The following is a 25974-nucleotide window of genomic DNA, read 5'->3' as shown; positions in this document are numbered from 1 at the left end:
CTTATTTAACTTCAAAATCAACAGTTGCCTTTTGTACATCCCCATCATATAAAACCAAGGATTGTTTGCCACGAAAAATTGGTATTCGCAATTCACCGTTAGGTGAAGGTATTAGTTCCTTTTCTCCATTCCAAACTAGTTTAGGTTCTTTTAGAGTTTTAATTTCACGAATTCGAACGGGGATACTTTGTGTCTCTTTCTCATAGGAAGGATGGTATAAATAAATTTGACCCTTTGAAGGGTAAATAAACCCAACTCCGAGTATTGATTGTTTTGTCTTTTCTGTGTGTTCCTCACAGAACTCATCTGGAATTACTTTTTTTCTAATGCGAAGTGCGATGACAGGACATTTTTCCATAGCAAGTTTTCCTGTGAGGCGACAAAAACTTTTAGTCTCAGTGAATTTTGGAGTAAATTCTTGTTTTGGTTTATCTTTCATCAAGTTTCGGAATATGTTTTGCACTATACGTCCTGCACCAAACGAACCTGATACATCCATCGTACGTTCACCAGAAAAATTACCAACCCAGGCACCTACCACATATCTCTCGTTAAATGCAACTGTCCAAGAATTTCGATAATCTTTTGATGTGCCAGTTTTAATTGATACTGGAAAAGGAAAATCCAAATAACTTCTTCTGCCAAAAGCTCTCTGTCGTAATTTTGGATCTTTTAGAACAAATTTAATTTCTTCTGCAGTTTCTGGTGAAAACAAACGCTGTGTTGAACCATAATATAATGGTTTTTTATCAATGGTTCCAAGACGAATTTTTGGTAGTAAGCCATTCATTACATATGAACCATAAGCGCGCGTTAGTTGCAAAAGACTAGTCCCTCCTGCACCCAATGCCAAACCTGGACCGTAAAACTGCGGAGATTCCTTTAAGTGTGAAAAACCAGCCGATTGTAAAAATCGAAAAAACGTTGGAACTCCAATTTGATTAATAACCGTGACTGCAGGAATATTACGAGAATTACCGAGAGCTTCTGCTAAAGTTAAATCTCCCCAATACCTTAAGTCAGCATTTCTCGGCAGATAATTCCCTCCTTGCCCAAGTGAAAACGAATATTTTTCATCCGAGAAAATAGAATTCACAGTATAATAACCTTTATCGATAGCAATAGCATATAACAACGGTTTCAATGTACTTCCCGCATCTCTATATGCTAAACTACCATTCACCATTCCGTTCCCATCTTCAAAAAAATTTTTAGATCCAATCATGGCCCGTAGTTCCAACTCATCCACTTTGTCTGGCACTCGTTCTAATACGATTGCAGACGCATTCGATACGTTCCATTTAGTAAGACCTTCCAATTCGGAATTTACAATCGAATGTAATTCTGAGTTTAGTTCAGAGGATAATGAAGAAACAAATTCTTCTGAAGGAATAGAGATTAACTTACGAATCCAATTCAGGAAATGTTGATTTTCTCCTTTCCAATCTTCGGTTAATTCGGACTTACTTTTAGATTGAAAATTTAAAGTCAGTTCGTTTGGATCTTTTAATTTCGGAAACTCATAGGGAATTCGCTCGATTAGATTGTTATAACGAACTGATAATTCTTCTAAACCAGGTTTGTTCTTTCGAATTAAAACCGTTAAATATACTGCCTCTTCAACCGACAAAAAACGAATGTGTTTCCCAAATAATGTTAGTGAGGCGGAAGGAAATCCAACAAGATTTGAATGAATGGATACAGAATTTAGATAAGCTTCTAAAATTTCAGATTTTGAAAGCCAAATTTCGTATCGTATCGCTTCAAAGATCTCAAAAGATTTTCTCAAAAAAAATGGATACGAACGAATCTCAGGATTTTGAATCCGAACCAATTGCATGGTAATCGTAGATGCACCACCTCTTTTTCCTTTTGAAAAAAGATAGGAGCGGATTGAATTAAAGCCAGCTAATAAGTCAACACCATGATGGGAGTCAAATCGTTTGTCCTCCGCGATTTTAATGATTTCCAAAACGAAGTTTGGATATTCGCGAATTTGTTCCCAATCTTGTTTCGTTTGATTTGAGTTTTTCCCTCTACCAATGAGCGTTCCTTCTTCTGTAACAATACGGACCGTAGAATGATTTCGTAATGACTCAAAATAAATGGGTCTTAATAAAAAAGCTGCTAAGGTGAAAAGAATCCCTCCACCTAACAGAATAATTATAATATTTACTTTTTTAGAAATCACTCCACTTTCACTCGAATTGTATTGGTATTGCCGTAAAACTGAGGATGATACATCAAAAATGTTTTTGCTGCTGGCAATATCGAATTACCTTTAGCAACTGGTCTTAGTATATAATTAAACTCTGTTTCTCCCTTAGCAAGTCTATCTTCAGAAAAGATAACACGATCATCTCTATATTCTTTATATCCTCCATAATAACTTTCAGTAACATCAGCTTCCTCTCCATCTGATTGTTTTTCTGTCAAAAAGGATGTGTTCACAATCTCCGTATTACTAGGAATCGGATCAACTATCATAGCAAATGCATGATCTGTGTTACTTAAAATTTTTACTTTCACAAGATAAGTAGATCCTCGTTGGAGATTAGTCACTTCTTTTAAGATTGGATTACCATTGGAATCTCTTCCATCAATTCTAAATAAAATTTTACGAATTTCCAAACCATTAAACTTCTGTGTGGTGGTATCTTTAACCGGCACATACATTAACCTAGATTGAAAATAAAGTCTTCCTTCGGAACTTGTACGTTTAAAAAGTAAAGGTCTTCCCGAAGGGTCTTTGGAATCAAACAAACGATCAAACGTAATTTCTTCTTTATAGATAGAATCAGATGAAGGGGAAAACGATTCATTAATCAAAGTTTTTTCGCCAAAAATAGCTTGGCCTTCGGTGTCTAACGATGTTGACTCAAAACGGTTTCGATATTCAGCTAACGCAAGTGCAATGGTTCCAACACTGTGGCTGTCAGACCAAAAATGATTTTGTCGATCCATCATTATGGATTTTACTAAATCAACAATCCGGGGATTTTTAGAATCCACTCTTAACAACAATCTCAAATAATTTCCAAGAACCGTTGAAGAGTTATAATAGGAGTAATAGTATTGTTCTTCCGCGTTGTCTTTTAATGGTTTTAATGTGAAAACTTCCTTTTCATAGGATATGTATTTTGTATATTCTGAAAATAATTTTTTAAATACAGAATCAGATTCGTAAGATTCAAGTTTATGTGTTTCTGCATAAGAGGTAAGAAAAATACCACGCGACTTCAAATTCAGTTCTTCAAAGTGATCGATAAGAGTTTTTTCTAAAGAACGAACCTCTTTTTTGTCTTTGGAAAGCACCGAATAAATCAAACTAAGAGTTTGATAAGAGTTAACTGAAGTTTCTGTTGGATTTTTTACATAATTTTGTAAATATTGAATAGCAGATTGATAAGCTAGTGAATTTGATCTTTTTCCTTTTTCTTTTCCAATCTGCATTACAGAAACAACATAAGCAGTCAAATAAGGATAACCGGTTCGACCAGAATCTTTCCATACTTTAAAACTTCCATCAGACGCTTGGAATTCAGACATCTCATCTAAAAACAATTTTTCAATTTGTGTAAAATCATAAGAATCTTTTGAAGGTGCTTTATATTGAAATTCTTTCAATAACTCACCTGCACTTAAAGAAAGTAGATAAGCAGAGGTTCTCTGTTCCATACAAAAATAAGGATTGGATTCATAAAAATCAAAAGCGGATTTTAATGCAGTCAAAGCAGTTCCAGACATCCGGATGTCTAAAGAACCTTTATTCAGCAATATAGATTCTTTTTTAGGAACGTTGATGATAGTTTTAAATTCGGAATCAGTATAACCAGAAAACTGAATAGCTGTTACCGGATCAAATTCCTTAATGGGAACTTTCACCGCCAAAGAATCCGATAAATCTGATTTTTTTAAATCGACAAAGTCCGAAATATTCTCAGGTTCTACTGACATTTGATAAGACAATTGAATTTCATCCTTAGGATGATCCAATTTTAGTTTGATGTATTGTGATTCGGAAATTTGGAAGGTTCGAAGAACTTCTTTGGTTTGGCCTGCCGCTAATTCAATAGAAGACCAACCTTTGTTCTCAGGTAAAAAACTAGAATCTATCTTATATTTAAATTTTCCCTTTTTCTTAGTATTATTAGTAATACTTCCACCTAACTCTAAACTATCGCCCACACGTATGAACCGCGCCACCGTCTTCTGTAAAACTAAATTCTTTTTAACGGTAAACTCAGCATTGGATGCACCAAATTTTCCATTCGCAGAAGATGCCACCATCACTCGAAATGTGGTAAGGTTATCTGGTAACGTAAAACTTAAATCTGCATTACCATTACTGTCAGCAATTACAACCGGATTCCAATAAGCAGTGTATCGAAAGTCTTTTCTTGCACCCGATTCTGATTCCGCTGAAAAACCACCTCCTGAATCTTCGCCATAATCTCCTCCTGGACTATCTCCTTTGTTTTCATATATATAATGTTTGATGATCATACTACGAAGTTCAAAAGTTTTAACCATATTATACCAATATTGATAAAACATTTGTACTGGACTTTGGAAGGAATAACCAACCAAATCTAGAACACCTCGATCTGCTACCGACACTGTAAGTTCTGCACCGGGAGCTGACTGAATAGATAACTTCACTTGTTCTCTAGGTTGGTATTCTTTTTTGTCAGTTTTTATTACAACAGGAGCAGTTCTGGATGCTAAGTTTACTTTTAAAGTGACAGAACCAGTTTTTGCTTTCGGAGCACCTAAGTCTTGTTCATTGAACTCTTTTATATCCTCAGCGGAAAGCCCTTCAGGAACAGGTAATCTTCCTGACAACATCACAACATTGACGTCAACGTTTGGTAAATAGGATTCTTCGATAGGAATTTCTAAAGGGGCACTGTTTCCTTTCATCAAAAATGATTTTTTATAATAAACAGAATCTCTTTCGACGGTTACAATAACTCGCGCATTCTGCAAAGGAGATTTAATTAATATTTTTGCTTTATCTCCAATTTTATATTCTTGTTTGTCGGTACGTAACTCAATCGAATCATCCCCACGAAAGTCCCAAGTGTAATATGATTCTTTTTCATAAGCATAAAAATCCACTCGAGAAAAAACTTTATCGCGATTTAAAACCAAAACTGTATAACTTCCAGGATCTTTCGCACGATAATCGAAAGAAACTCCTTCGGCTTTAGAAATCAGCTTCTTAGTTTCTACAACTTTTTTAGTTAGTTGGTTACTTCGAAAAAAGAACTTTCCTAATCCTTTTGATAATACAGAAGTCCAATCGTTATAAATAATATAAGCCTTTAACTCAGCACCGGCAACGGCTTTGCCTTGTAAATTGACGGCGACAGCTCCAAACTGAAATGGTTTGTCTAAAGTTTGGTATCTATCATTACATTTTAAACCAACATAAGTTTCTGAAGGATTGTAGGGTATACTGGAAGATTTTGTAACTGACTTTCCATCCACATCATATACAGATGATTCCACAACCAAATTGAATGGATCTGCGATTTCAATATCTTCACCATCGGTAACAAATTTGCGTGTCAACTCTTTGACCGGAATATCCAAACTAAAAAGCCCTCTGCTATCCAAAACTCCTTCAGAACCGGTTACATAATCTGAATTACCTCCAGAATATTCATCTTCATAATCATACCAAGTATCAGAAAAATCATAATTAGAAAATGAATCAAAATCTATAAATCTTTTCCGTTTTAATACCGAATAACTTACTTTAGCTCCTCCCATAGGAGCTCCAAACATATATTTACCTTCTACTGTACCTTTGACGTTTTGATCTTTGTTTACCGCATTCGCCAAATTTACGTTTACCATAAAGTTCACGGGCCGAAATTCTTCCACCTGGAATGTATCATAAGTGATAGAACCGTCCTTACCGGGAATATAAACAGAAACAGAATAATGTCCGAGCGATGCATCCGAAGAGATGAGATAACTTGTGTTTATACCTCCCTGAGAAGTGGAACTTAGATTGGTATTTGCCACATCCTTTCCACGTGAATCTCTAATTTGTAGGTTGAGTGATTTAGAAGAATAAGGTATCAATATTCCATTTTTTCTTTCTGCAATTACGGCTTTAATTTCAACACGATCACCAGGTCGGTATAACTTTCGATCAAAGTAAATCTTTCCTTTTACGTTGTTTTCTGAATAATAATCGCTATAACCTTCGATATGCGTTTCATTAAAATGAAGGAAGGCTTTATCCCCCAATGAATCTTCAGCAATTAACACTGATTTATCGAAAGACTTTGTATCACTCAAGGATGGAAGACTACAATATCCATCTTTATCGGTTTTGCACGTCCCACGCAAATTTCCTTTTTCATACAAACTTATATTTGTATTTATAACCGGTTCTGCTTTCGATAAACTATGCACCCAAACATGGAGAGTATTAGGATCTAGTTTTGTTGTGATTCCTAAGTTTGTGGACTGTAAAAAAATGGATTCTCTCTTAAACTCCTCTTTGTTGTTTTCACCGATAACATTCGCACCTAATTGTAATGCAATCCATGCCTTTGTATTAGGTTTTGATCCAAAGTAATTATCAATATCCATCCCTTGGTTGCCAAACGAGTTTATTTTGAGTCCAGATTTCCAGATGGAGTTTTTCCAATTCAATTGACTTTCATATTCATAATACCGATTCCCTAATGTCGCCACTGCGTTCACAAGTGTAGGTATATTTAATTCTGCTGATCGAATTTGGAATTCAGGAACATTCGAAATAGATATAGGAAGTACTTTGTTTAAACTAGATTCAAAAATATTTTCACGAGATAGATAAAAGGAAGGTTTATTGGTCATTACTGGAAGTTTAAAACTAACAGGTGTTTCTAAAAAACAGTCATTCTCAGCGTAAAACTTTCCGATTTTAATTTCGTATTCAACTCCTGAATCAAAGTTCCAAGAATCGAGAGAAAACTCGCGACTTATGTAATCGGAAAATTCCGTTCTCGGGTTAGATGGTTTTGGTAAAATTTGGATTGCAGAGGCTAATTCTTGTAAGTTGGTATCTTCCGTAACGGTAATGCGATAATCCCAAAGATCTTCTAAGTATTTGAGATCTGTTGTGTCCAGTTTGACTTCGATGCGGCAACTACTCGGAAAAATTGTGCGTTTGATCGACCGGAAAATCCCGCTAATAGAATTACAAGAACTTAAAAAAAATAGAAACCCTAAGGCCAATACTAACTTACGCATGAGAACTCCGAAATTCGAATGTTCCCTGTTCTACGAAGGGCAGCACCTCTTGCCAACTCTTTCCTGAATGAAAATAGAAATCTTTCTATATTTTTTTATCTGGATCAGAATTTTCGCTATGCTTTTAAATTTTTGGAATTTGATTGATGACGATGTCCCTATCTCAAATCAAAAAACAATTTTTCGACTTAAAAGCACCAGGATCTTTTCCTGCTGGAAATTACAAAGCAGAATGGTTAGGACCCAAATGGTTTCAGGTCGGTGCTAGTTTCAGCCTAAATTTTATGTCTTTTCGCCATTGGTGGGGGAAATCATTTGATGGCTCAGACACTGCCTACAATTTATTTTTGCCTCCAAAAACTACGGAATTTCAAATGCGTCACCCCATGAAATTATCTTTGAGGAATTCACCTCTCGACGGAAATCCTAGTCTGATCTTAGAATATACGAAAGATGCCCCCTTCCCCTGGCCCTACTTTATTGATGAATTCCGGGTTTTAAACGATACCGACCTGCTGGGAATGAGCTACAACAAATTTACACCTTCGCTGGCACTTCCCTTTCTTATTAGAAAATCCTAATCTAGTTTGTTAAATCCCTAAAAAAGATTCGTCCAATGGTAGGTATGCGTCCTCCTCCACCTTCACTGGAAAAACAAATTCTCTCCGCCATGGAGGAGGTAATATTTTCGGCGACCTATCCCGAATTAGAAATCATTTATATTAGTCCATCAGCAGAAACACTTACCGGATACCCGATAGATTATTTTACAGAAAAACATGAAAACTGGAAAAACTTAATCCACCCAGATGATAGATCCATTGTCGAAACCGCTTTAATTTCACTGAATGCTGATGATAAAATTCGCATTCGTTATCGAATCCAGACAAAAAACAACAAAATTAAATTTGTTCAATGCCAAGGTAGATTGATTCGAGACGAAAATGGAAAAATCTTACGGTTCGACGGAATCATTGCAGACATTTCTGAATTACTTTCCCTACAAGATATTATCAAAAATGAAACAGGCGAAATTAAACAGTTGTTACTTGAAAACAATATTCTGTTTAATGGAAGCCAAGATTCAATGTTCCTAATTGAGGTTATGGATGATGACAAATTTGTAATTAGGCGTATCAATGCTGCTTACGAAAAATCTACTGGCATAAACCAATCATCAATACAAGGAAAAACACCAATAGATCTGTTAGGTGAAGAATTAGGCAGACCAGTTATTAAAAACTACCAAAATGTTTTAAAAGCGAAAACCACAATTACCTACGAAGAAAGCATTCCTATGCCAGCGGGAACAAAAATCTGGACCACTGCCCTTACTCCGATTGAAGTAGACGGAAAATTCAAATTCATTGTGGGAGCAAGTAAGGATATTACCGAACAGAAACGAGCCGAAAATGCTCTCAAGGAATCTAACGAACGATATGCTTTGATTCTAGAAGTAAGCTCCGATGGTTGGTTTGATTGGGATTTTGTTACCAACTCAGTCATCTACTCGAGAAGATGGTGGTTAGAATTTGGTAATGATGAAAAATCAGAAAATGTCCCCATTGATTATTGGAAAAGTTTGATTCATCCTGATGATTATGATTGGGTTACTGAATTTTTAGATAACATCATGCTCTCACAGAGGGAAACTTTTGAGTTTAGTTTCCAAATGAAAAAAAGAAAAGGGAATTATGCCCATGTTCTCTCAAGATGTTATATCCAAAGAGATTCTTCTGGAAATAAAATTAGAATGGTTGGTTCCAATTCTGACCTAACTGAAACCAAAAAAATAGAATATACACTTAGAAAAGCAAAAGAAATGGCAGAAGCTGCCAATATGGCAAAAGGAAACTTTTTAGCCAACATGAGTCACGAAATAAGGACCCCACTCAATGGAATTATTGGCTTCACAGAACTTTTGTTACACTCCAATCTTACCGAAGAACAAAAGGAATCATTACAGAATATCCGCCTTTCAGGAAAAAGTTTATTATCATTAGTGAATCAAATTCTTGATTTTTCTAAAATCGACTCCGGCAAAATGGAACTGGAATTGATAAGCACGGATTTAACTGATTTGGTACAATCAACTGTTGATCTCTTTAAAATTTCAGCTGCATCCAAGGCCATTCATTTAAAACTAAATTTAGATTCTCACTTACCAAAATTTGTTTCTTTAGACCCATTGCGGGTCAGACAAGTGCTTTCCAATTTAATTGGTAATGCTATTAAATTTACTCACGAAGGAGAAGTCATTGTTTCTGTAAAACCAATTAAACAAATTGAAGAATTCATAGACATTGAATTTTCAATATTGGACACAGGAATTGGAATTGATCTAAACTCAAAAACAAAGTTATTCGATTCCTTTTCCCAAGCGGATACATCCATCACTCGTAAATATGGTGGAACTGGACTTGGCCTAACAATCACAAGTGAACTGATTCAAAAAATGAATTCTCAACTTCATATCGAAAGTGAGCTTGGGAAAGGAAGTAAATTCAGTTTTATATTATCATTGCAAGTTAATGCAACGGGTTCAGTATCTTCCAACTTATTCGAAGAAAAAAACACTACCACAGATGAATCGGTAATCGTGGAAAACGATCAATTACAAAGCGATATTTTAATTGTAGAAGATAATGATTTAAACAAAAAACTATTATCAAAAATGTTATTAAAAAGATATCCATGTATTCACTTGCGATTTGCTACTGATGGAGCCGATGCAGTAAGACAATTCCAATTAAAAATCCCAGATTTAATATTTATGGATTTACAAATGCCAATTATGGATGGTTATACGGCAACCATCGAAATTAGAAAACTAGAAAAAGATACTCACAAAAAAACACCTATCGTTGCACTTACGGCAGGAGCATTTTTTTCAGTAAAAGATACAGCGATAGAATCGGGTATGAATGATTTTCTCACCAAACCGATATCTACCGCAGATCTTTATTCTACCATTGAAAAATGGCTGTTATCAGGCCGCATGTAAAAGATATTCGAAAGCGCTGATCGCAGCCTTTGCTCCCTCACCCATTGCGATGATAATTTGTTTATAAGGAGTGTTTGTCACATCCCCGCAAGCAAAGATTCCATCCGCACTGGTTTTACATTTTTCATCTATTAAAATTTCGCCAAAACGATTTGTTTCCACCAAATCTTTCACAAAACTACTGTTTGGTGCAAGTCCAATTTGTACAAACACCCCATCCAGTGGAATGGTTTCCGTCTTTTCTGAACTTCTATCCTTGTAGGTAAGCCCTGTTACTTTTTCAGCATTTGTTTGAATTTCAGTCGTCTGTGCTTTGACTAAAGTTTTGATATTGGGAGACTCGGCCACTTTATCCAACAATACTTTGTCAGCATTTAGTTTGTCACCAAATTCAATTAGAGTCACTGACTTTACGATTCCACTTAGATCTAATGCCGCTTCAACTCCTGAGTTTCCTCCTCCCACCACAGCAACATCCTTATCTTTAAAAAAAGGACCATCGCAATGGGGACAATAGGCCACGCCTTTTCCAACAAATTCTTTTTCACCTGGAACGTTTAGTTCTCTCCACTTTGCCCCGGTTGACAAGATCACAGTTTTGGTAACAATACGTTCGCCTGTATTCAAATGAATGGTTTTTAATTTTCCAGGTTCAATTTTTAACACACGGACGTTTTCTTTCTTTTTGATTTGGTTTTTATTTAGTTGTTCTGATAAAACATTTGTGAGCTCAGGGCCAGTTGTGTAAGGTAAGGAAATTATATTCTCAATACCTAAAGTATCTTTCACTTGACCACCTAACCTATCTGCAATGACAAGAGTTTTTAATCCTTTCCTTGCAGAATATACTGCCGCTGTCACTCCCGAAGGACCACCACCAATTACTGTTACATCATAAATTTCACTTGGTTTAAAAAGATCAGTTGTATTTTCGGTTGTTTCGGGTAAAGAATATAACTCTAAAAGTTTATCAAAAATAATTGAAGCTTCGGCTTTTCCGGAAAGAAAACGTTTCCCGTTTAGAAAAACCGCTGGAACTCCTTGGATATTTTTCTCTTTTACTAACTCTGGATACATAGCCCCATCAATCATGTTATGTGAAATAGAAGGATTCACAAGAGCAAAACTATTGAGAGTTTGAACGACTTCAGGACAGTTATGACAATCAAGCGAAATGAATGTTTCAAAGTGTAAATTTTCTTTGAGTTTAGAAACTGTGGAAAGAATTCCCTCTTCCAATTTGATTGGGTTTCCACCCGATTGAAGAATTGCCAAAATCAACGAAGTAAATTCATGTCCCATGGGAATTCCAGAAAATTCAATCCCTGTTGGTTTTCCTTCGGAAAGAATGGTAAATCGAAGTCCATCATTGATAGCCGCAGAAATTTCCAAAGAAAGATTAGAACTTAAAGAAACAATATCATTTAGAAATTCAATCAATTCTTCACGTTTTTCATGGTCTCCAGAATACAATTGTATCTGCACTGGATTTTTGATTCTTTCAAAGTATTGTTTTACTTGTTCTTTTGTTGATTCATCTAACATAATAACCTCCCGATTTAGGCGGGCACTAACCCGCCTAATGTCATTTAGATTTTTCCAACCAAATCAAGACCTGGCTTCAATGTTGTGTTACCTGGTTTCCATTTTGCAGGACAAACTTCGCCGTCGTTGTTTGCAACATATTGTGCTGCTTGCACTTTACGAACGAGTTCTTCCGCGGAACGCCCGATTCCAAGATCATGGATCTCAGCAGTTTTAATCACACCTTCAGGATTCACTACAAATGTTCCTCTAAGTGCTTGACCATCATCTTCAATCATCACTCCAAAGCCTCTAGTGATCTTTCCAGAAGCATCACCTAACATAGGGAATTTGATTTTTTTAATGGTGTCACTTGCTTCATGCCAAGCTTTGTGAACAAAATGTGTATCAGTAGAAACCGAATAAACTTCGACTCCCATTTTTTGGAGTTCTTCGTAATGATCTGCTACATCGCCAAGTTCTGTTGGGCAAACAAATGTAAAATCCGCTGGGTAAAAAACAAAAACGGACCATTTTCCAAGAACGTCTTTTTTGCTTATTTTTTTAAAAGCACCGTTATGAAAAGCTTCCGTAGTAAAATCTGGAATTTGAGTGTTGATATTGGACATTGAATATCCTCCTTTGTTGTTAAGAAGAATATACTCCCAATTAGATCATTTGTAAAATAAATACTATAAATGACAAGATTTACAAAAACTATCGACCAAGTTTTGCTTAATTTTTAATCTTGGTTTAATGATACACCAATAATTTTAAACTTTTCTTTAGTATGGTATTCATCAGGAATTACACTTAAAATCAAACTTGTGAGTTTTTTCAAAATTCTAGTTTTATAAAATCCTTTTTTATAAACCAAACTAATCTCTCTTGCAGGTTCCGGTGAACTAAATGGAACCACACGCTCTGAAGTTGCAATTACAGATAATTTAGGCAAAAGTGTCACACCAATTCCCATATCCACCATTCGTTTGAGTGTTTCAACACTTCCACTTTCAATTTTGGCAAGTGAGTTTCTATTGCATATTTTTAATGATTGGTGACGAAAACAATGTTCCTCTCCTAATACAAGAAGAGGATATTTCTCTATATGTTTCATAGAAACCGATCTGGACTTTTCTTTGGCATCTTTTGGATAATAAACAACAAAAGGTTCATAATATAGCGGTTGTTCCACGATATTTGGAATTTTTAATGGAGTGGCAAGAATCCCTAAATCAATTTCCTCCGATTCTAATTTTTCAAGAATGGTTAAAGTGGGTAATTCAGAAATCCGAAAATTAACTTTTGCAAATTCTGTCTGTAAACTCTGATAAATGGAAGGAATTAAATAATTACTGACAGTGGGAATGATTCCAATAGAGATACTACCTGCAGGTTCATCCTTCCATTGCCCTGCGATTTCAAAAAGTTTGTCGGCTTCTTTTAAGGTATTTTTTGCCTGATCTACCACCGCTTTTCCCAATTTGGTGGTAATGACTGGATTTTTTTTCCTATCAAATAATTCAAAACCAAGTTCCTGCTCTACCTTTTGAATTTGTAAACTCAAAGTCGGCTGAGCAACTAAACAATGTTCGGCGGCTTTTGCAAAACTTTTAAACTGGTCCAAAGCTACAATATACCGAAGTTGAGTGATTGTCATTTAGATTTGCTCCAAAAAATTAACTAAACCATATAAGAAATTGAAAATCAACTTGCTTTCTTGATGTACAGAACTTACCTTATCCGGTAGTGATGAGATTCCTCTCATTTATTTTCCCTATTTTACTTACCTCAGTTTTTTCGCTCTCCTCGGAACCACTAAAAGTAAGTCCGAAGTACCTGACGACACTTTCAGAGGGTTGGACATTTACGTCCCAAGGGAAAACAATTCCCATCCAAGTAGGAAAAGGTCTCGCCTTACAAGGAATGAACCCACCGGTCCACGGCTCCTATAAAACCTCCTTCTATTATGAACCAAACAACAAACCACTTGGTATTTACTTAGACCGAATTCAAGAGGTCGACAAACTTTTTGTGAATGGGGTATTGTTAGGAGAAACAGGTTCTGTCTCTAGTGATGGATTTTATTCCCCAAACTGGTATTACAAACGTCTTTATTTTATCCCAAGTTCGGTTCTTAAAGTCAACGAACCCAATGATCTAGAATTGGAAATTCATTTTAGAAACAAAACATTCCAAGGTGGATTGTTTAGAAAAATTCCAGTCATGGGGAATTATGAACAATTACAAGAATTCATCATCAAAGAAGATGGACGTGACTTTTGTTTTATCATGTTGTTTTTTGGAATTGGTGCTTACCAAATTTTTTCCATTATACTCAAAAGACAGGCTAAATCTAATTTTTATCTCCTCTTATCTACACTTATATTTGTTATGTGGAGATTACCACTTTTAAACATTAGTTATACTTACACAGATTTTTCTTTTTTCTTTTGGTTAAAAGTATTTTTCACTGCACAAACTTTACTCCCTATATCTATCTTTTTATTTAGTTATTCTTTATTTCAAACCAAACTCCAACTCAAAGAAAGATTATTAATTTTTTTCCTTCTTTGCCTTGCATTTTTCCAGACTTGGAATTTAGAAATCCCAACAAGAATTTTATTACTTCGAATTTGGGAATTCTCATTGATCCTTGTGGTATTTTTTATCATCCGAGGAGTCATTCGAGCTGCTAAAGCAAAAAAAGCTGAAGCCTACTTTTTAACCGCCGGTTTCATTTGTATCTGCATCGGAACAACCATTGATATCATTATCGATGTGACCTCCGGAAAAAATATATACCTAACACAGTATGGTTTTTTAGTATTAATGATTCTTTCGGGAGTGGCAATCTCCTATAGACATGCAAAAAATGAAAAAGAACTCTCTATACTAACAAAGGATTTAGAGATTAGAGTTCGAGAAAGAACTTTAGAACTCCGTGAAAAAAATCAGGATTTAGAACAGGACCTATTTTTTGCCTCACAGCTTCAAAGTTATCTACTACCTAAAGAACATCCAAACACGATTGGAATTCGAATCCATAGCACGTATCTACCGATGAAACAAGTGGGTGGGGATTTGTATGATTGGGTTGAATTGGATGAAAACCGTCTGCTTTTGTTAATTGCTGATGTTGCTGGACATGGGGTTCCTGCCGCTTTTGTCTCTTCTATGGTAAAGGTACAATTCAGAGAATCAACTAAAAACATCAAGTCACCAAAGGATGTTTTAGAACATATGAACCAAGCACTTACTTCACTTGTCAGTAGATATTTTATCACCGCATGTTGTGCATTGATAGATACAAATGTAAAAACAATTACCTTTTCAACTGCTGGCCATCCAAACCCTCTTATTTATAATCGTGACAAAAGTAAATTTGAATTTATGAATATCAAAGGTCCGATTATAGGATGGAGGGAATCTTTTACTTACGATGAATGGACTCACAATATAGAAACTGGTGATCGTTACTTTTTTTTCACTGATGGTGTTACAGAAGCTCGCGCCGAAAATAAATTGTTTGGTGAAAGCAAAATACTTGATTTACTGGAGAGAGGAAAAGACAAAGATATCAAAACGTTATCTCAAGAAATTATCGTACAAATTTCAAAGTTTTCCGAAGAGGAACTTAAAGACGATGTCACTTTTTTATTTATTGATATAACTTAAATTAAATTCATGGAATCATCCTCCTATTCTGTATTAATCATCGAAGACGAATACCCAGCAAGGATGCTAATGATGGATTACGTCATGAACTGTCCCGAGCTAAAATTAGCAGGCATTGCAGAAAGTGGGGACAAGGCATTAAACCTCCTTCATGAAAAACATTTTGATTTAGTGTTTATGGATATCAACCTTCCTGCAGTGAATGGGATGGATATTTTAAGGAAAGAACATAGTAGATCGACTTTTTTTATCATCACAACTGCATATAGTGAACACGCAGTCGAAGCATTTGATTTAGACGCCACTGATTATTTGCTAAAACCATTTTCGTTTGAAAGATTTAGAAAGTCCGTAGACAAAGCTTTACGTTTTTTGCAAGAAACAAAACAAAACAAACAACCGCCCCAAGGAAAATTAACGAATCTCAAGATACAATCAGATTCTGCTGTATTTTTACTTTCCTTTGATGATATACAGTTTATTTCAGCAAATAACAAAAGTTGTGTGATCCATACCTCCCAAAAAGACTACGAAACTTCAAAATTACTTAAGGAAATTGAAGAAAAACTGCCTTCAGAACAATTCATTCGTATACATAAAGGATTTTTAGTTAATTTGAATTATGTGGCAAGCCTTCGTTATGACAAGGGCGGTTCTTATACGATCCAACTAAAAAACGAGGATGAAACTACCCTCCCCGTAGGCCGTTCCTTTGCTCAAAACCTAAAAGAAGCACTTAAATTGTAGTCCCAACAGATTTCACTCCGGAATATGTAGCGTTCATTCCTGGATGAGTAGTTAATCATCGTTAGTATAATTATTCCGTTGACCCAACCAGTAAAAATGAGATTTGGATGCAGACGGAGTCTTTTTATGAAACATTATTTTACAGTCGCTAGTTTCTTCTTTTTATCTTTAGGATTAATGAATTGTGCCTCTTCTTCCGTTGGAATTGCCACAAGCAACAAACCAATTCCCAACGCTCCTTACGAAACAGTAAAAACTGTAGAGAAAACCTTTACGTGGTATGCACTTGATTTAATCCTTTTTGGTTTGCCGTTCACAGAGCCACCCATCACTGATTTGTATGAAAAAGTTATGGAAGAAGATTCTGGAGATGCTCTCGTGAATATTCGTTATTGGAACGACAAATCTATATTTGGACCATTAACTAGATATCGATTTACTATCAAAGGGGACTTGGTCCGTTTCTCCGCACAAACAACTCCTAAAAGCAAAAAATAGAATCACGAATGAAAACCTCATTTCATAAAATTTTTATAAGTTTTCTATCTGCTTTGGTTATGCTTACGGGTTGTATAGGTTCCCACGTACCTAAAGAAATTACTCTATTTGATTCAGCCACAGTAGTTAGATCCACAGATTACAAAATTCTCGGCAAAGGGAAAGGACAGGACTCTGCTTTCTATTTATTAGGTATGTTTCCAGTAACAAAAGCACCTAACGTAGAACTGGCGATGAGTCAAATTTTGGAAAAATACCCTAACGGGAAAACCTTAATCAATATCAAAGTCCAAAGAGAAGATAAAGCCTATTTTCCATTAGGTCTGGTAACTGTTGTGAATGTAACTGCAGATGTTGTTGGTCAACCTGAAGATACTGAAAAACCAGGGTTAAAAGGTACCAAATGAGATTCCATACGTTTGTTCTTTTATTTCTGATTTTATTTGTGATTAACTGCGGTCCAGGAATTGATCGTGTAGATACAAATGATGCCCAAAGCCAAATTTACTCTGCAGCAAAATTTGCCGCAGACAAATGTGGCAACCCAATTCCAAATCCACCTTTACTCGTATTAAATAAACCAATCCAAAGAAATTTAGATTTATGTACAATTGCGATTACTCGTACAGAATGTCCATTTCTTGGTTATCCCTTACCATGTACGCTTATTTATCTCGAACAAGAAACGGGAGAGATCCCTTGGTATTTAAACTTCAATGAAATCAGCAAAACTCAAATTAAATAAATTATTATTAGGGATTTTTGTTTTTTGTATTGGATCCCCAATATTTGCGGTAAGTATCCGTGCAAAACTCATTAATCCCAAAAAGGAAATTGCAGAGAAGAACCTATCAGTTCTTATTTTTGAAACCAAAAAATTCGCACAAACGGATGCAGAAGGAAATGTCACATTAGAGTTTCCATCTCCCGGCGACTACACCTTGCGCTTGTTACGTGATACAGGAATCCAAGAAATAAAGATATCTGTTGGATCTGAAGACGAATCAAGGACTATTTATACAGAAAAAAAAGCAAGTGCTCCAAGAACCGGGATTGTTGTGGAAGGAGAACGAGAAAAGACCGTAGCTTCCCGAACCAAAGTTCGTTATGAAGAAATCAAAAGGATGCCAGGAACTTTTGGAGAAGCACTTCGTGCGTTGGAAACACTTCCTGGAGTCATTCCTAATATTGGATTTGGTGGAGGAGCCAATGGGATCATTGTTCGTGGTGCGAACCCAAATGCAAACACATACCTATACGATGATCTTCCAATATTATATCCCTTCCACTTAGATGGTTTAACTTCAGTTATCCATAATGATTTAATTAAGTCAATTGACCTATATTCAGGTGCATACCCAGCAAACTTTAATAATGCAACTGGTGGTATCATTGAAATTGAAACTGTCGATGCAGTTCAAAAAACAAAAGGGGCATTTCAAGTTTCCTTATGGAATACAACTGCTTACGCTGCCACACCCACTTCAGGTGGAAAAGGATATTTGGCAATTGCAGGTAAACTTGGATATCTAGATAAATCATTAGGAGCAACAGGATTATTACCTGAGGGAATTCGTCTTCCTCGTTACAATGATTCTCAAATTAAGTACGTCCATAACTTCACACCTGAACACCAAATCGCTTTTTATAACTTAACAGCACAAGATAACTTTGCAATAAACGTTCCGAATAAACCTGTTAATGATCCAACAAGTTCTGCCTTTGCACTACTCAGTGGTGCAAAAGCTAGTTTTGGTCAAAGTTTTAGGACAACTGCCTTGCGATACACTTGGATTCCAGGTGATAAATTTCAAAACCGTATCACATTAATTAACTTTGATCCAATAGGTGAATACAATGTTGGTTTTGGTTCAATCCAAGGAAAACAATACCAAAGAGGAAGTTATGTTGGTGTTCGTCAAGATGCCTATTGGACAGCTACAAAGTTTCTAAAAGTTGATTTTGGAACAGAAGTTAGAAAATTCTCTTTTAGAGATTACGGAACAGAAGTAGCTTTACGCGATCCAACCAATCCATCACCTAACCCATACAATTCGTCCAATCCAGACTTCGTCGGAAGACCTATTAGCATTCGAGGTGTATCTCCGTATTACAATGCATACACGACTCTTCATTTTAAGTTCGGAAACTTTCTATTTGAACCGGGAGCGCGTTACGATTATATTCAAGTTACAGGAAATGGTGCGTTAACACCAAGGGCAACTGCCTCCTATACCTTTCCTGAAATTGGGAAAGGAATGACTGTATACGGAAGTGGTGGTGATGTTTCCAGATTCCCTTTAACAACAAACTTTAATGCAGAAACAGGAAACCCTGATTTAAGATTTGAACGAGCAAGAAAAGTCAGTGCAGGAATTGACCAAAAAATTGATCAAGTATGGCAAGTAAAAGTGGAAATGTTTAAAAACCAATTCACTGATACCATCATTGATGATCCTTATGCATCTACTCCTGTTGGTTTAAATCCTGATAAAGGCCAATGGTTAACACAACCTATCGTCGCCAATCGGCCATTAAACTATTCAAACCGGGCTACAGGTTGGTCACATGGTTATGAACTTTTGATACGTAAAAATGCACGTCCAGGAACAAGAGACTGGTTTGGTTGGATTTCCTATACTTGGTCACAATCATTTCAAAATACAAATTTATACCAAATTTATGAAGGTGATAATTCGCAAATTGGTGGAATCGAAAGAAAAATCCTCGCCGCATATTTTCCAAACTCAAAAGAACAATTAGCACCTTGGGATAGGACTCACGTTGCGAACTTAATTTACGGTTGGAGAATGAATGAAGGTTTTCAAATTGGTGGAAGGTGGAGTTATTTAACATCGATTCCTTCTAGACCAGTTGTTGGAGATGATGGCGGTAAGTTTTCAAATCCACTGAATGGCCTAACTTATTGGAACCCACAATACTCTAACAACCCTTACACATCCGAATACGGTAATGTAAAACGAGGAACAGATTTCCATAGACTAGATATTCGATTTGATATTTTTGAAAATTATTCATGGGGATACCTAAACTGGTATTTGGAAATCGTAAACGTTTATATGAGAAAAAATAAAAACGGATTTGATTTTGACAATTCTCGTCCTTTTTCCGCAACCAATCCCAAGGAGAACGATACCTTCGGAACCTTACAGCTGCCAGGTGGAACAGTAATTCCATTCTTTAACGTTGGTATGGAGGTACATTTCTAATGAAATTCTGGTTTTCCATTTTAGCTATTTCATTTGTCTTCTCATGTTCGGAACCAAAAAAATTTGAAGACTCCTATAAAGAAACAGTGTTGTTACAATATCTTACAACTTTGAATGCCCCACAAGAAACATGTGAATCAATGATTACGAACAAAGATTTATGTTTTAAAGCTTATGCGGATTCGATAGGAGCAACTTTTACAAATACCACAGCTGCAGTAAAAACCCAGACTTGCCAAGGTTTGCTAACAAATCCCCTCTACAAAGATATGTCGGGAATTGCACAAACTTGTGCTTTTGAATGTCAAGTAACAGACTGGAAAACAAAAACTAATTCTGGAATTTGTGCACAATCTACAATTCCTGCTCTCATTGAATCGAGTCTAACTTCTAGTTCAGCAATCTCTTGTTTAAGATCATGTTTTGCATCAACAAACAATCAAATTAGTAACGATAAGATTCCATTATATTTATTATTTAATAACATTCAACACGGAGAATAGTATGCAAGAGTATGTAGAAATTGGCGAAGAATTAATCTTTATAGCAATGGCATTTGCAAGTGTGGTAGCTTTGGCTGTATTTGCTGAAAGATTAATTTATTACAGAAAAAGTTTAGGTAAAAAAAACGAGGACTATTTAACGGAAGTTAGAACTTCATTACAGGAAGAACCAGAAATTCATTGGAAAACTGATGCCGGTGAAGAATCTATATATACTAGATTTTTACAATTTGCTCTCAAACAATTAAAATTGGGACGTAAGGGGTTGGATGAAAGTTTGGATGGTCAAATTCTTTCAGAAAAATTAGAATTGGAAAAACGTTTACCAATCTTAAATACTTTGGGAAACAATGCTCCCTTTATTGGATTACTTGGAACCGTTCTTGGTGTCATCAAAGCGTTTTATGGTTTGGGTACTTTGGGAAGTTCCGGTGCAGAAGTTGTCATGCGTTCGATTTCAACGGCCCTACTTGCGACGGCAGCTGGTCTTGCAGTGGCGATTCCTGTGGTTATGGCAAACAATTATTTTTCTAGAAAATCTAAAGTCATTCTACAGAATTTGGAAATACTGAAAAAAGAACTACTCTCTTATCAAATGAATAAGACAAAGGTATAATTATGGCTGGAGCATCAGGTTCTCAAGACGAAGAAATTGGAAGTATCAACATCACACCCATGGTGGATGTGATTTTAGTACTTCTTGTTATTTTTATGGTAACAGCAAACTTTTTAAAAAAAGAAAGTTTGAACATCAATTTGCCTAAAGTGCAAGCGGCGGACCCGAACGTGGCGGAATCGGTCCAAGTAGCACTAACAAAAACAGGCGCAATACTTTTGGAAGGAAAAGACACTGACATCTCAGGTTTGGTTCGCAATCTGGAAAGAGAAGCAAAAATTAGACCTAACATGCGTTTAACTCTTTCTGCAGATGAAAGCTTGCCTTATGGAAAAATTACGGAGCTGATGGGAATCATCCGAAAAGCGGGTGTCACGAAAATTGCCCTCAGTGTAAAAAAATGAATCGTTTCGCGGATTTATTGGGTTCATTCAAACATTCCATCAAACAAAATAGAGAACGTATTTTCCATCTATGTTTGATTGGAAGTTTGTTTATCCATACCGCAACTTACGCTGGTTATAAGATAAGCCAATTACGTGGCGATGAAGTAGTTGAAGAATCAACTTTCGAAGATGTGGATGTAAGTTTTGAGGAAATTCCTCCTGAACTTATTGGTGGCACTTCTTCCCCTGCACCAGTAGAAAAACAAGAATGGGTAGAAGGAAGTAACAAAGACAAAGCCGATGAACCTGACAACTCAGACCTAAATCCAAACCAACTTTCTGGAAATGGAACTGACAAAGATGGGTACCTTTTCTCCTTTAACGGCGACAAGATGCCAACAGCGATCATTGATTTTGATTTAAAGGAATATTTTCCACCTCAAGCTAAAGCTGCCAATATCGTCGAGAAACAAGTTGTGTTACTTGTGCAAGTAAATGAAGACGGAAGCCTTCAATCAGCAAAAATTGTTTCTGGTCGGGCTGGATACGGATTTGAAGAAGCCGCTATGAAACTCATCAAACGTGTGCGTTTTAGCCCAGGTTATGTGCAAGGACAACCTAAAAAAATGGCGCACAGATTACCTATTTTATTCTCTCTAGAAGACTAACATTAGTTCTATGGAGCAATATTGGAGCAGATTTTTAGAAAAACCAACTCTATCTATCTGCCTCCTCTCTCTTGTCATCACAGTATCTTTAACATCTTATGTTTATTCCGTATTAAAACCTGCCGATGGCTCCTTGGCAGAGTATTACCTTGCAGAAAATACTGAATATTTTGTTGGAGATATACCAACAGACGATGACGGAAAAATCGATTTTCAAAAAATGCATAAAGTGTATTGGGAATCCATTTTTGGTTGGATCAATGATTCAGAACTCCAACGAATCACTGATTCAGAATTTATTTGGCTACGTTCTAAAGCATTTCCCAACCACCAAGAGAAAAAGGAACTATATTTATTATTAGAACATGGTGGATTGAACATAGAAATCTTTAATGAATATGGAGATTCTATTTTTAAGTTTGGAAATTTTTCAATCCAAGAAAGACTTCCTAATATTTTCCAATCAAAATTTGATTGGGTTAAAGTTCCAAATGATGATTCAAAGTATTATTATTTAAGATTGTACCATAAAAAAGGAATTCTCTTTCTCATATCGATTGTTGAAAATTTGGTTGGAAAACAAACGGCGCTCTACAGAGAAATCGCATTAAAAAATTTAACACCTATTTTCTTTCATTCCTTCTTTTTGATGATTGGAATCATCTGTGCCATAGTATATTCTATTGAATTCAAAAAACAATATAACATACTACTTGATTTTGCAGCCTTTTCCTTGTGTTTCGGGTTACTTGGACTTACATCAAACGTACTAATTCGATATCTTTTTACCAATTCAGAAACCTTATTCATCCTTACGACTATTTCTTCCAATTTTGTTTTTATTCCAATGTTATCGGGAGTACGACGCCTCTTTGGAAGTGGCAGTTTTCGCATTCTAGATATACTAATTTATATAGATGTATTCATTTGTACATTGACCACTATTTTAGTTTTTTCCCTTCCGTTTTTTGATTTATCACATACATTACTGATTAGTAGCAGGACATTTTTTATCTTATTCAATCTTTTGAATATTCTAGGACCAATTTTCATTACCTTTGAATCTTGGAAAAAAGGGAACCAGGAAGCCTTTGGACATTTTATAGGTTTTAGTGTTACACTTTTCCTTGTTATCTTAGAACTATTTTTAGCCATCAAATCCAATGACAACTCTACAAACAAAGTTGTTCTTTGGGGTGTTCTTTTTGGTGTGATCTCTCAAGGATTTGCCTTAGAACGTACGATTTTTGCTAATAGACAAAAAGCGCAAGTTTACAAAGAAGATTTGTTAAAAGCAGAAAAATCACTCAAGGAAAGCCAACTCAAAACTCTACAAACAAAAATGAGTCCTCATTATTTATTCAATTCTTTGAATACAATCCATGCTCTACATAAAATAAAACCAGAGTTAATTGGTGATGCAATTTTAAGCCTTGCTAATAATTATCGATTTATTTCCGACAGAACCGATAGAGACTGGATTCCTTTTGAAGAAGAATGGAATTTTTTAGAAGACTACTTACATCTTCAAAAATTAAGATTCTATGATACAGTACAAATTGAATTTAAAAAATCGGGTGATTTTTCTTCGGTAGTTCTTCCTCCCCTATTACTCCAACCTATCATTGAAAATTCTTTTAAACATGGATTCAGAGGGTCGGCGGAGGAACAGTTCCAACTTTTTATACATGCAAAAATGCTAAGAGATTCTGTTTTTAGTTTTGTAGTTTATGACAATGGAATTGGAATTCCTGAAGATTTACTTGCTGATAAAACAAAACTCTTGGCTAGGTCTCTCGGAAATATTAAGGAACGTTTAAGAAATCTTTATACAGAATTTAGTTTTGAAGTTACAAAAAATTTCCCAGAAGGTGCAAGAACTGAAATTGAAATTATCATTAATTCTCGTGTTCAACAAGCTCTCTAAGTTTGGTAGCAAGAGCATTGGCTGAGACTCCACCCGGAAAATTGGCAAGAGTATTCAAATCTTCATCTAACACATAAATAAAATTGGAATGATCAATTCGGTAATTTTTTCCATCACCAACTTTTTCACGAACAATCCCAAATAAATCGGTAAGTTTAGTTAATGATTCCGCATTGGGTGAAAGTGCCGTCAAATTTTTTCCAGGAAAATTTTGAATGTAATTTTTGAGAGTTGTTGGAGAATCCCTTTCTGGATCAAGAGTAACAAAAATAAAACGAAAACGATTGGATTTTTCACCTAATATCAGCGAGGTCCTTCCGAAGTTTGTTAAAGCCAAAGGACACATATCTGGGCAATGAGAAAACCCAAAATATAGAACTGATTTTTTTTCTGACCAAAACTTTGGTTCCAATAAACTCCCATCAGGTTTAACAAAAGATAAGTGTTTCCATTCTTCTTTGATATGATCTTCTTTCGATTTACAGAAAAAACTAAAGGTGAGAATAAATATAATAAATACTAATTTTAAACTGCGACGATCCAACCCATTCCTCCATTTTCCGCCATATGTGTTTGGTGTGGATGAAACATATATCTACCTTTTTTCTTAAGAACAAATTCAATTACTACGCGTTCTGTTTGTCCCAAGGACACCACATCAGAATGACCATCAGGAATCGTACTTCCTAAACTTCGAATGATATCAAATGTTTGTGCGTGTAAATGGAATGTGATGATAGGCTCTCTTTCCATCATATTTTGAATGTAAAAACGTACTCGTTCACCTACAGGAACTTTCATAGGATATCTATCATAAATTCCCGCAATTCCATTCCATGTATAATAATCGTTTCTACCTTTTCCTTTGGTATCCCAACCAGAGAATGTTAATACAAATTCGTGTGCGGGTTTACGTTTGACAGGTGGATCAACAAGCAAAGCACCATACAAACCTTTGGCGGTATGCAGCATCAGTGGGGGAACATGGCAATGATATGGATGAAGACCAACAGGACCTGCTTCTATTTGATATGTCCTTTCACCAAATGCAGGGATCGGCTCCCAACCGTCTTCTAAGGGATCATGTGTCCCATGAAAATGTAACGAATGAGGATCAGGACTTGAATTTTTTACATGGATCCGAAGTGTATCACCTAAATTTGCTCTAAGGACTGGACCTGGAACTAGTCCATCAAAGGTCCAAGCTGGATAATTGACATTATGTGCTATATTCATACTCAAAGGAAAAAGATTTAAATTAAAATCTTTCACCTTATTTTTCGTATTGGAATAGTTAGGTGGATAGTAAAATCGCTCCGTATACTCTTCTTTAATAAAAAAAGGTGGGTGCGCCATACTTCCATAGGTATTTGTGGCACGCAAACTACCGCCAGCTCCTATCGAGTTTTGATAGTTATCGCTAACGGTAGGTGTGGTCACAATTCCAAAGTTTGCTGCAGAGGATGAATTACCAGGATCAGAAGGTCCACAGATTTCCTCAGAATTTCGAATGTTACCTCTCATGGAACCAAACAATGATCCCACAAAACCCATCACTCCAAATCCTATCGTTGTTAAAAAACTCTTCCGATCCATAGACATACTCTCTTTTTCTTTTGTCTTAAATGTGAGAAATTAAACTAAGTACCCACACAAGAACAAAAACTCCAAACCCTCCACCAACAGCGATTTGTTTGAATTTTTTTTCGTATTCCTTATCAACAAACAAAAGATAGATTGCTGGCCCAAGGACTGGAATTACCAAGATCACAAGCGACCAAATGATTTGTTTTGTTGTATCCATATCTTTTTGTTTGGAAAGTCCAAACAAAGCCAAAGGAGCCCATACCATCGTTAAAACGAAAGGAAGGTAATACGCGTAAGAGCCGATAAAATAAGTCCAAAAACCTGGGTTTGCAAAAGTTGTTTCCATAAA

General features: G+C 35.8%; 20 protein-coding genes and 1 pseudogene. 13 read left to right on the top strand and 8 right to left on the bottom strand.

The window, feature by feature from the left end:
• Position 1: 1 nt before the first annotated feature.
• The gene (locus EHR07_RS13640; RefSeq protein ID WP_135745570.1) at positions 2–2191 is read right to left on the bottom strand and encodes a transglycosylase domain-containing protein; all 2190 of its coding nucleotides are present in this window, start codon (positions 2189–2191) and stop codon (positions 2–4) included.
• Positions 2188–7257 carry an alpha-2-macroglobulin family protein gene (locus EHR07_RS13635; RefSeq protein WP_135745569.1) on the bottom strand — a complete coding sequence of 1690 codons (5070 nt, stop codon included), beginning with the start codon at positions 7255–7257 and terminating at the stop codon, positions 2188–2190. The genes EHR07_RS13640 and EHR07_RS13635 overlap by 4 nt, the downstream gene beginning before the upstream one ends.
• A 146-nt stretch (positions 7258–7403) precedes the next feature.
• Here EHR07_RS13635 and EHR07_RS13630 point away from each other — a divergent pair, with 146 nt between their 5' ends.
• Positions 7404–7838 carry a hypothetical protein gene (locus EHR07_RS13630; protein WP_135746296.1) on the top strand — a complete coding sequence of 145 codons (435 nt, stop codon included), beginning with the start codon at positions 7404–7406 and terminating at the stop codon, positions 7836–7838.
• A gap of 44 nt (positions 7839–7882) precedes the next feature.
• Positions 7883–10261 carry a PAS domain-containing protein gene (locus tag EHR07_RS13625; protein WP_135745568.1) on the top strand — a complete coding sequence of 793 codons (2379 nt, stop codon included), beginning with the start codon at positions 7883–7885 and terminating at the stop codon, positions 10259–10261.
• Here the strand turns inward: EHR07_RS13625 and ahpF are convergent.
• The 3 genes from ahpF to EHR07_RS13610 form a co-directional block, all read right to left on the bottom strand.
• Positions 10247–11806 (bottom strand): alkyl hydroperoxide reductase subunit F, encoded by a 1560-nt coding sequence (gene ahpF, locus EHR07_RS13620; RefSeq protein WP_135745567.1) that lies wholly within the window; start codon positions 11804–11806, stop codon positions 10247–10249. The two genes, EHR07_RS13625 and ahpF, sit on opposite strands and share 15 nt — an antisense overlap.
• A gap of 44 nt (positions 11807–11850) precedes the next feature.
• On the bottom strand, positions 11851–12414 hold the full coding sequence (gene ahpC / locus EHR07_RS13615; protein ID WP_012389934.1) for an alkyl hydroperoxide reductase subunit C: 564 nt from the start codon (positions 12412–12414) through the stop codon (positions 11851–11853).
• Between the two features lie 113 nt (positions 12415–12527).
• Complete coding sequence (locus EHR07_RS13610; RefSeq protein WP_135745566.1) at positions 12528–13445, bottom strand: hydrogen peroxide-inducible genes activator; 918 nt, start codon at positions 13443–13445, stop codon at positions 12528–12530.
• Between the two features lie 92 nt (positions 13446–13537).
• Between EHR07_RS13610 and EHR07_RS13605 the strand changes: the two genes are divergently transcribed.
• From EHR07_RS13605 to EHR07_RS13555, 11 genes and pseudogenes are all read left to right on the top strand, one after another.
• On the top strand, positions 13538–15463 hold the full coding sequence (locus EHR07_RS13605; protein ID WP_135745565.1) for a PP2C family protein-serine/threonine phosphatase: 1926 nt from the start codon (positions 13538–13540) through the stop codon (positions 15461–15463).
• Between the two features lie 9 nt (positions 15464–15472).
• Positions 15473–16210 (top strand): LytR/AlgR family response regulator transcription factor, encoded by a 738-nt coding sequence (locus EHR07_RS13600; protein ID WP_135745564.1) that lies wholly within the window; start codon positions 15473–15475, stop codon positions 16208–16210.
• A gap of 126 nt (positions 16211–16336) precedes the next feature.
• Entirely contained in the window at positions 16337–16708 is a 372-nt protein-coding gene (locus EHR07_RS13595; RefSeq protein WP_135745563.1) for an LIC20211 family lipoprotein, read from the top strand.
• Positions 16709–16716: 8 nt separating this feature from the next.
• Positions 16717–17115 carry a hypothetical protein gene (locus EHR07_RS13590; RefSeq protein ID WP_238735678.1) on the top strand — a complete coding sequence of 133 codons (399 nt, stop codon included), beginning with the start codon at positions 16717–16719 and terminating at the stop codon, positions 17113–17115.
• The gene (locus EHR07_RS13585) at positions 17112–17453 is read left to right on the top strand and encodes a hypothetical protein (RefSeq protein ID WP_135745562.1); all 342 of its coding nucleotides are present in this window, start codon (positions 17112–17114) and stop codon (positions 17451–17453) included. The genes EHR07_RS13590 and EHR07_RS13585 overlap by 4 nt, the downstream gene beginning before the upstream one ends.
• The gene (locus EHR07_RS13580; protein ID WP_135745561.1) at positions 17425–19938 is read left to right on the top strand and encodes a TonB-dependent receptor plug domain-containing protein; all 2514 of its coding nucleotides are present in this window, start codon (positions 17425–17427) and stop codon (positions 19936–19938) included. The genes EHR07_RS13585 and EHR07_RS13580 overlap by 29 nt, the downstream gene beginning before the upstream one ends.
• Positions 19938–20441 carry a hypothetical protein gene (locus EHR07_RS13575; protein ID WP_135745560.1) on the top strand — a complete coding sequence of 168 codons (504 nt, stop codon included), beginning with the start codon at positions 19938–19940 and terminating at the stop codon, positions 20439–20441. Before EHR07_RS13580 ends, EHR07_RS13575 begins: the two co-directional genes overlap by 1 nt.
• 1 nt (position 20442) lies before the next feature.
• Entirely contained in the window at positions 20443–21057 is a 615-nt protein-coding gene (locus EHR07_RS13570) for a MotA/TolQ/ExbB proton channel family protein (RefSeq protein ID WP_135745559.1), read from the top strand.
• Positions 21058–21059: 2 nt separating this feature from the next.
• On the top strand, positions 21060–21461 hold the full coding sequence (locus tag EHR07_RS13565) for an ExbD/TolR family protein (RefSeq protein WP_002973390.1): 402 nt from the start codon (positions 21060–21062) through the stop codon (positions 21459–21461).
• A gap of 179 nt (positions 21462–21640) precedes the next feature.
• Positions 21641–22111 (top strand): annotated as a pseudogene (locus EHR07_RS13560) (energy transducer TonB); the annotation flags it as partial.
• A gap of 10 nt (positions 22112–22121) precedes the next feature.
• A complete protein-coding gene (locus tag EHR07_RS13555; protein WP_135745557.1) occupies positions 22122–24038 on the top strand; it encodes a sensor histidine kinase in 1917 nt (638 codons plus the stop codon).
• Here the strand turns inward: EHR07_RS13555 and EHR07_RS13550 are convergent.
• The 3 genes from EHR07_RS13550 to EHR07_RS13540 are packed head-to-tail and all read right to left on the bottom strand — an operon-like array spanning position 24010 to position 25971.
• On the bottom strand, positions 24010–24582 hold the full coding sequence (locus tag EHR07_RS13550; protein WP_135745556.1) for an SCO family protein: 573 nt from the start codon (positions 24580–24582) through the stop codon (positions 24010–24012). The two genes, EHR07_RS13555 and EHR07_RS13550, sit on opposite strands and share 29 nt — an antisense overlap.
• Entirely contained in the window at positions 24564–25634 is a 1071-nt protein-coding gene (locus EHR07_RS13545) for a multicopper oxidase domain-containing protein (RefSeq protein ID WP_135745555.1), read from the bottom strand. The genes EHR07_RS13550 and EHR07_RS13545 overlap by 19 nt, the downstream gene beginning before the upstream one ends.
• A gap of 25 nt (positions 25635–25659) precedes the next feature.
• On the bottom strand, positions 25660–25971 hold the full coding sequence (locus EHR07_RS13540; RefSeq protein WP_135745554.1) for a PLDc N-terminal domain-containing protein: 312 nt from the start codon (positions 25969–25971) through the stop codon (positions 25660–25662).
• Positions 25972–25974: the final 3 nt, after the last annotated feature.

Origin of the sequence: Leptospira bandrabouensis (assembly GCF_004770905.1) — a bacterium.
In the GTDB taxonomy this organism is placed as follows: Bacteria; Spirochaetota; Leptospiria; order Leptospirales; family Leptospiraceae; genus Leptospira_A; species Leptospira_A bandrabouensis.
This window is presented reverse-complemented; position numbering and strand designations above follow the sequence as displayed.

Excerpts from the sequence above, each read along its gene's own strand:
- EHR07_RS13590 (WP_238735678.1), top strand. The coding sequence starts at position 16,717 with ATGAAAACCTCATTTCATAAAATTTTTATAAGTTTTCTATCTGCTTTG.
- EHR07_RS13580 (WP_135745561.1), top strand. The coding sequence starts at position 17,425 with ATGAAATCAGCAAAACTCAAATTAAATAAATTATTATTAGGGATTTTT.
- EHR07_RS13610 (WP_135745566.1), bottom strand. The coding sequence starts at position 13,445 with ATGACAATCACTCAACTTCGGTATATTGTAGCTTTGGACCAGTTTAAA.
- EHR07_RS13555 (WP_135745557.1), top strand. The coding sequence starts at position 22,122 with ATGGAGCAATATTGGAGCAGATTTTTAGAAAAACCAACTCTATCTATC.
- ahpC (WP_012389934.1), bottom strand. The coding sequence starts at position 12,414 with ATGTCCAATATCAACACTCAAATTCCAGATTTTACTACGGAAGCTTTT.
- EHR07_RS13575 (WP_135745560.1), top strand. The coding sequence starts at position 19,938 with ATGAAATTCTGGTTTTCCATTTTAGCTATTTCATTTGTCTTCTCATGT.
- EHR07_RS13585 (WP_135745562.1), top strand. The coding sequence starts at position 17,112 with ATGAGATTCCATACGTTTGTTCTTTTATTTCTGATTTTATTTGTGATT.
- EHR07_RS13565 (WP_002973390.1), top strand. The coding sequence starts at position 21,060 with ATGGCTGGAGCATCAGGTTCTCAAGACGAAGAAATTGGAAGTATCAAC.
- EHR07_RS13635 (WP_135745569.1), bottom strand. The coding sequence starts at position 7,257 with ATGCGTAAGTTAGTATTGGCCTTAGGGTTTCTATTTTTTTTAAGTTCT.
- EHR07_RS13545 (WP_135745555.1), bottom strand. The coding sequence starts at position 25,634 with ATGGATCGGAAGAGTTTTTTAACAACGATAGGATTTGGAGTGATGGGT.
- EHR07_RS13540 (WP_135745554.1), bottom strand. The coding sequence starts at position 25,971 with ATGGAAACAACTTTTGCAAACCCAGGTTTTTGGACTTATTTTATCGGC.
- EHR07_RS13630 (WP_135746296.1), top strand. The coding sequence starts at position 7,404 with ATGACGATGTCCCTATCTCAAATCAAAAAACAATTTTTCGACTTAAAA.
- EHR07_RS13605 (WP_135745565.1), top strand. The coding sequence starts at position 13,538 with ATGAGATTCCTCTCATTTATTTTCCCTATTTTACTTACCTCAGTTTTT.
- EHR07_RS13625 (WP_135745568.1), top strand. The coding sequence starts at position 7,883 with ATGCGTCCTCCTCCACCTTCACTGGAAAAACAAATTCTCTCCGCCATG.
- EHR07_RS13600 (WP_135745564.1), top strand. The coding sequence starts at position 15,473 with ATGGAATCATCCTCCTATTCTGTATTAATCATCGAAGACGAATACCCA.
- EHR07_RS13570 (WP_135745559.1), top strand. The coding sequence starts at position 20,443 with ATGCAAGAGTATGTAGAAATTGGCGAAGAATTAATCTTTATAGCAATG.
- EHR07_RS13595 (WP_135745563.1), top strand. The coding sequence starts at position 16,337 with ATGAAACATTATTTTACAGTCGCTAGTTTCTTCTTTTTATCTTTAGGA.
- ahpF (WP_135745567.1), bottom strand. The coding sequence starts at position 11,806 with ATGTTAGATGAATCAACAAAAGAACAAGTAAAACAATACTTTGAAAGA.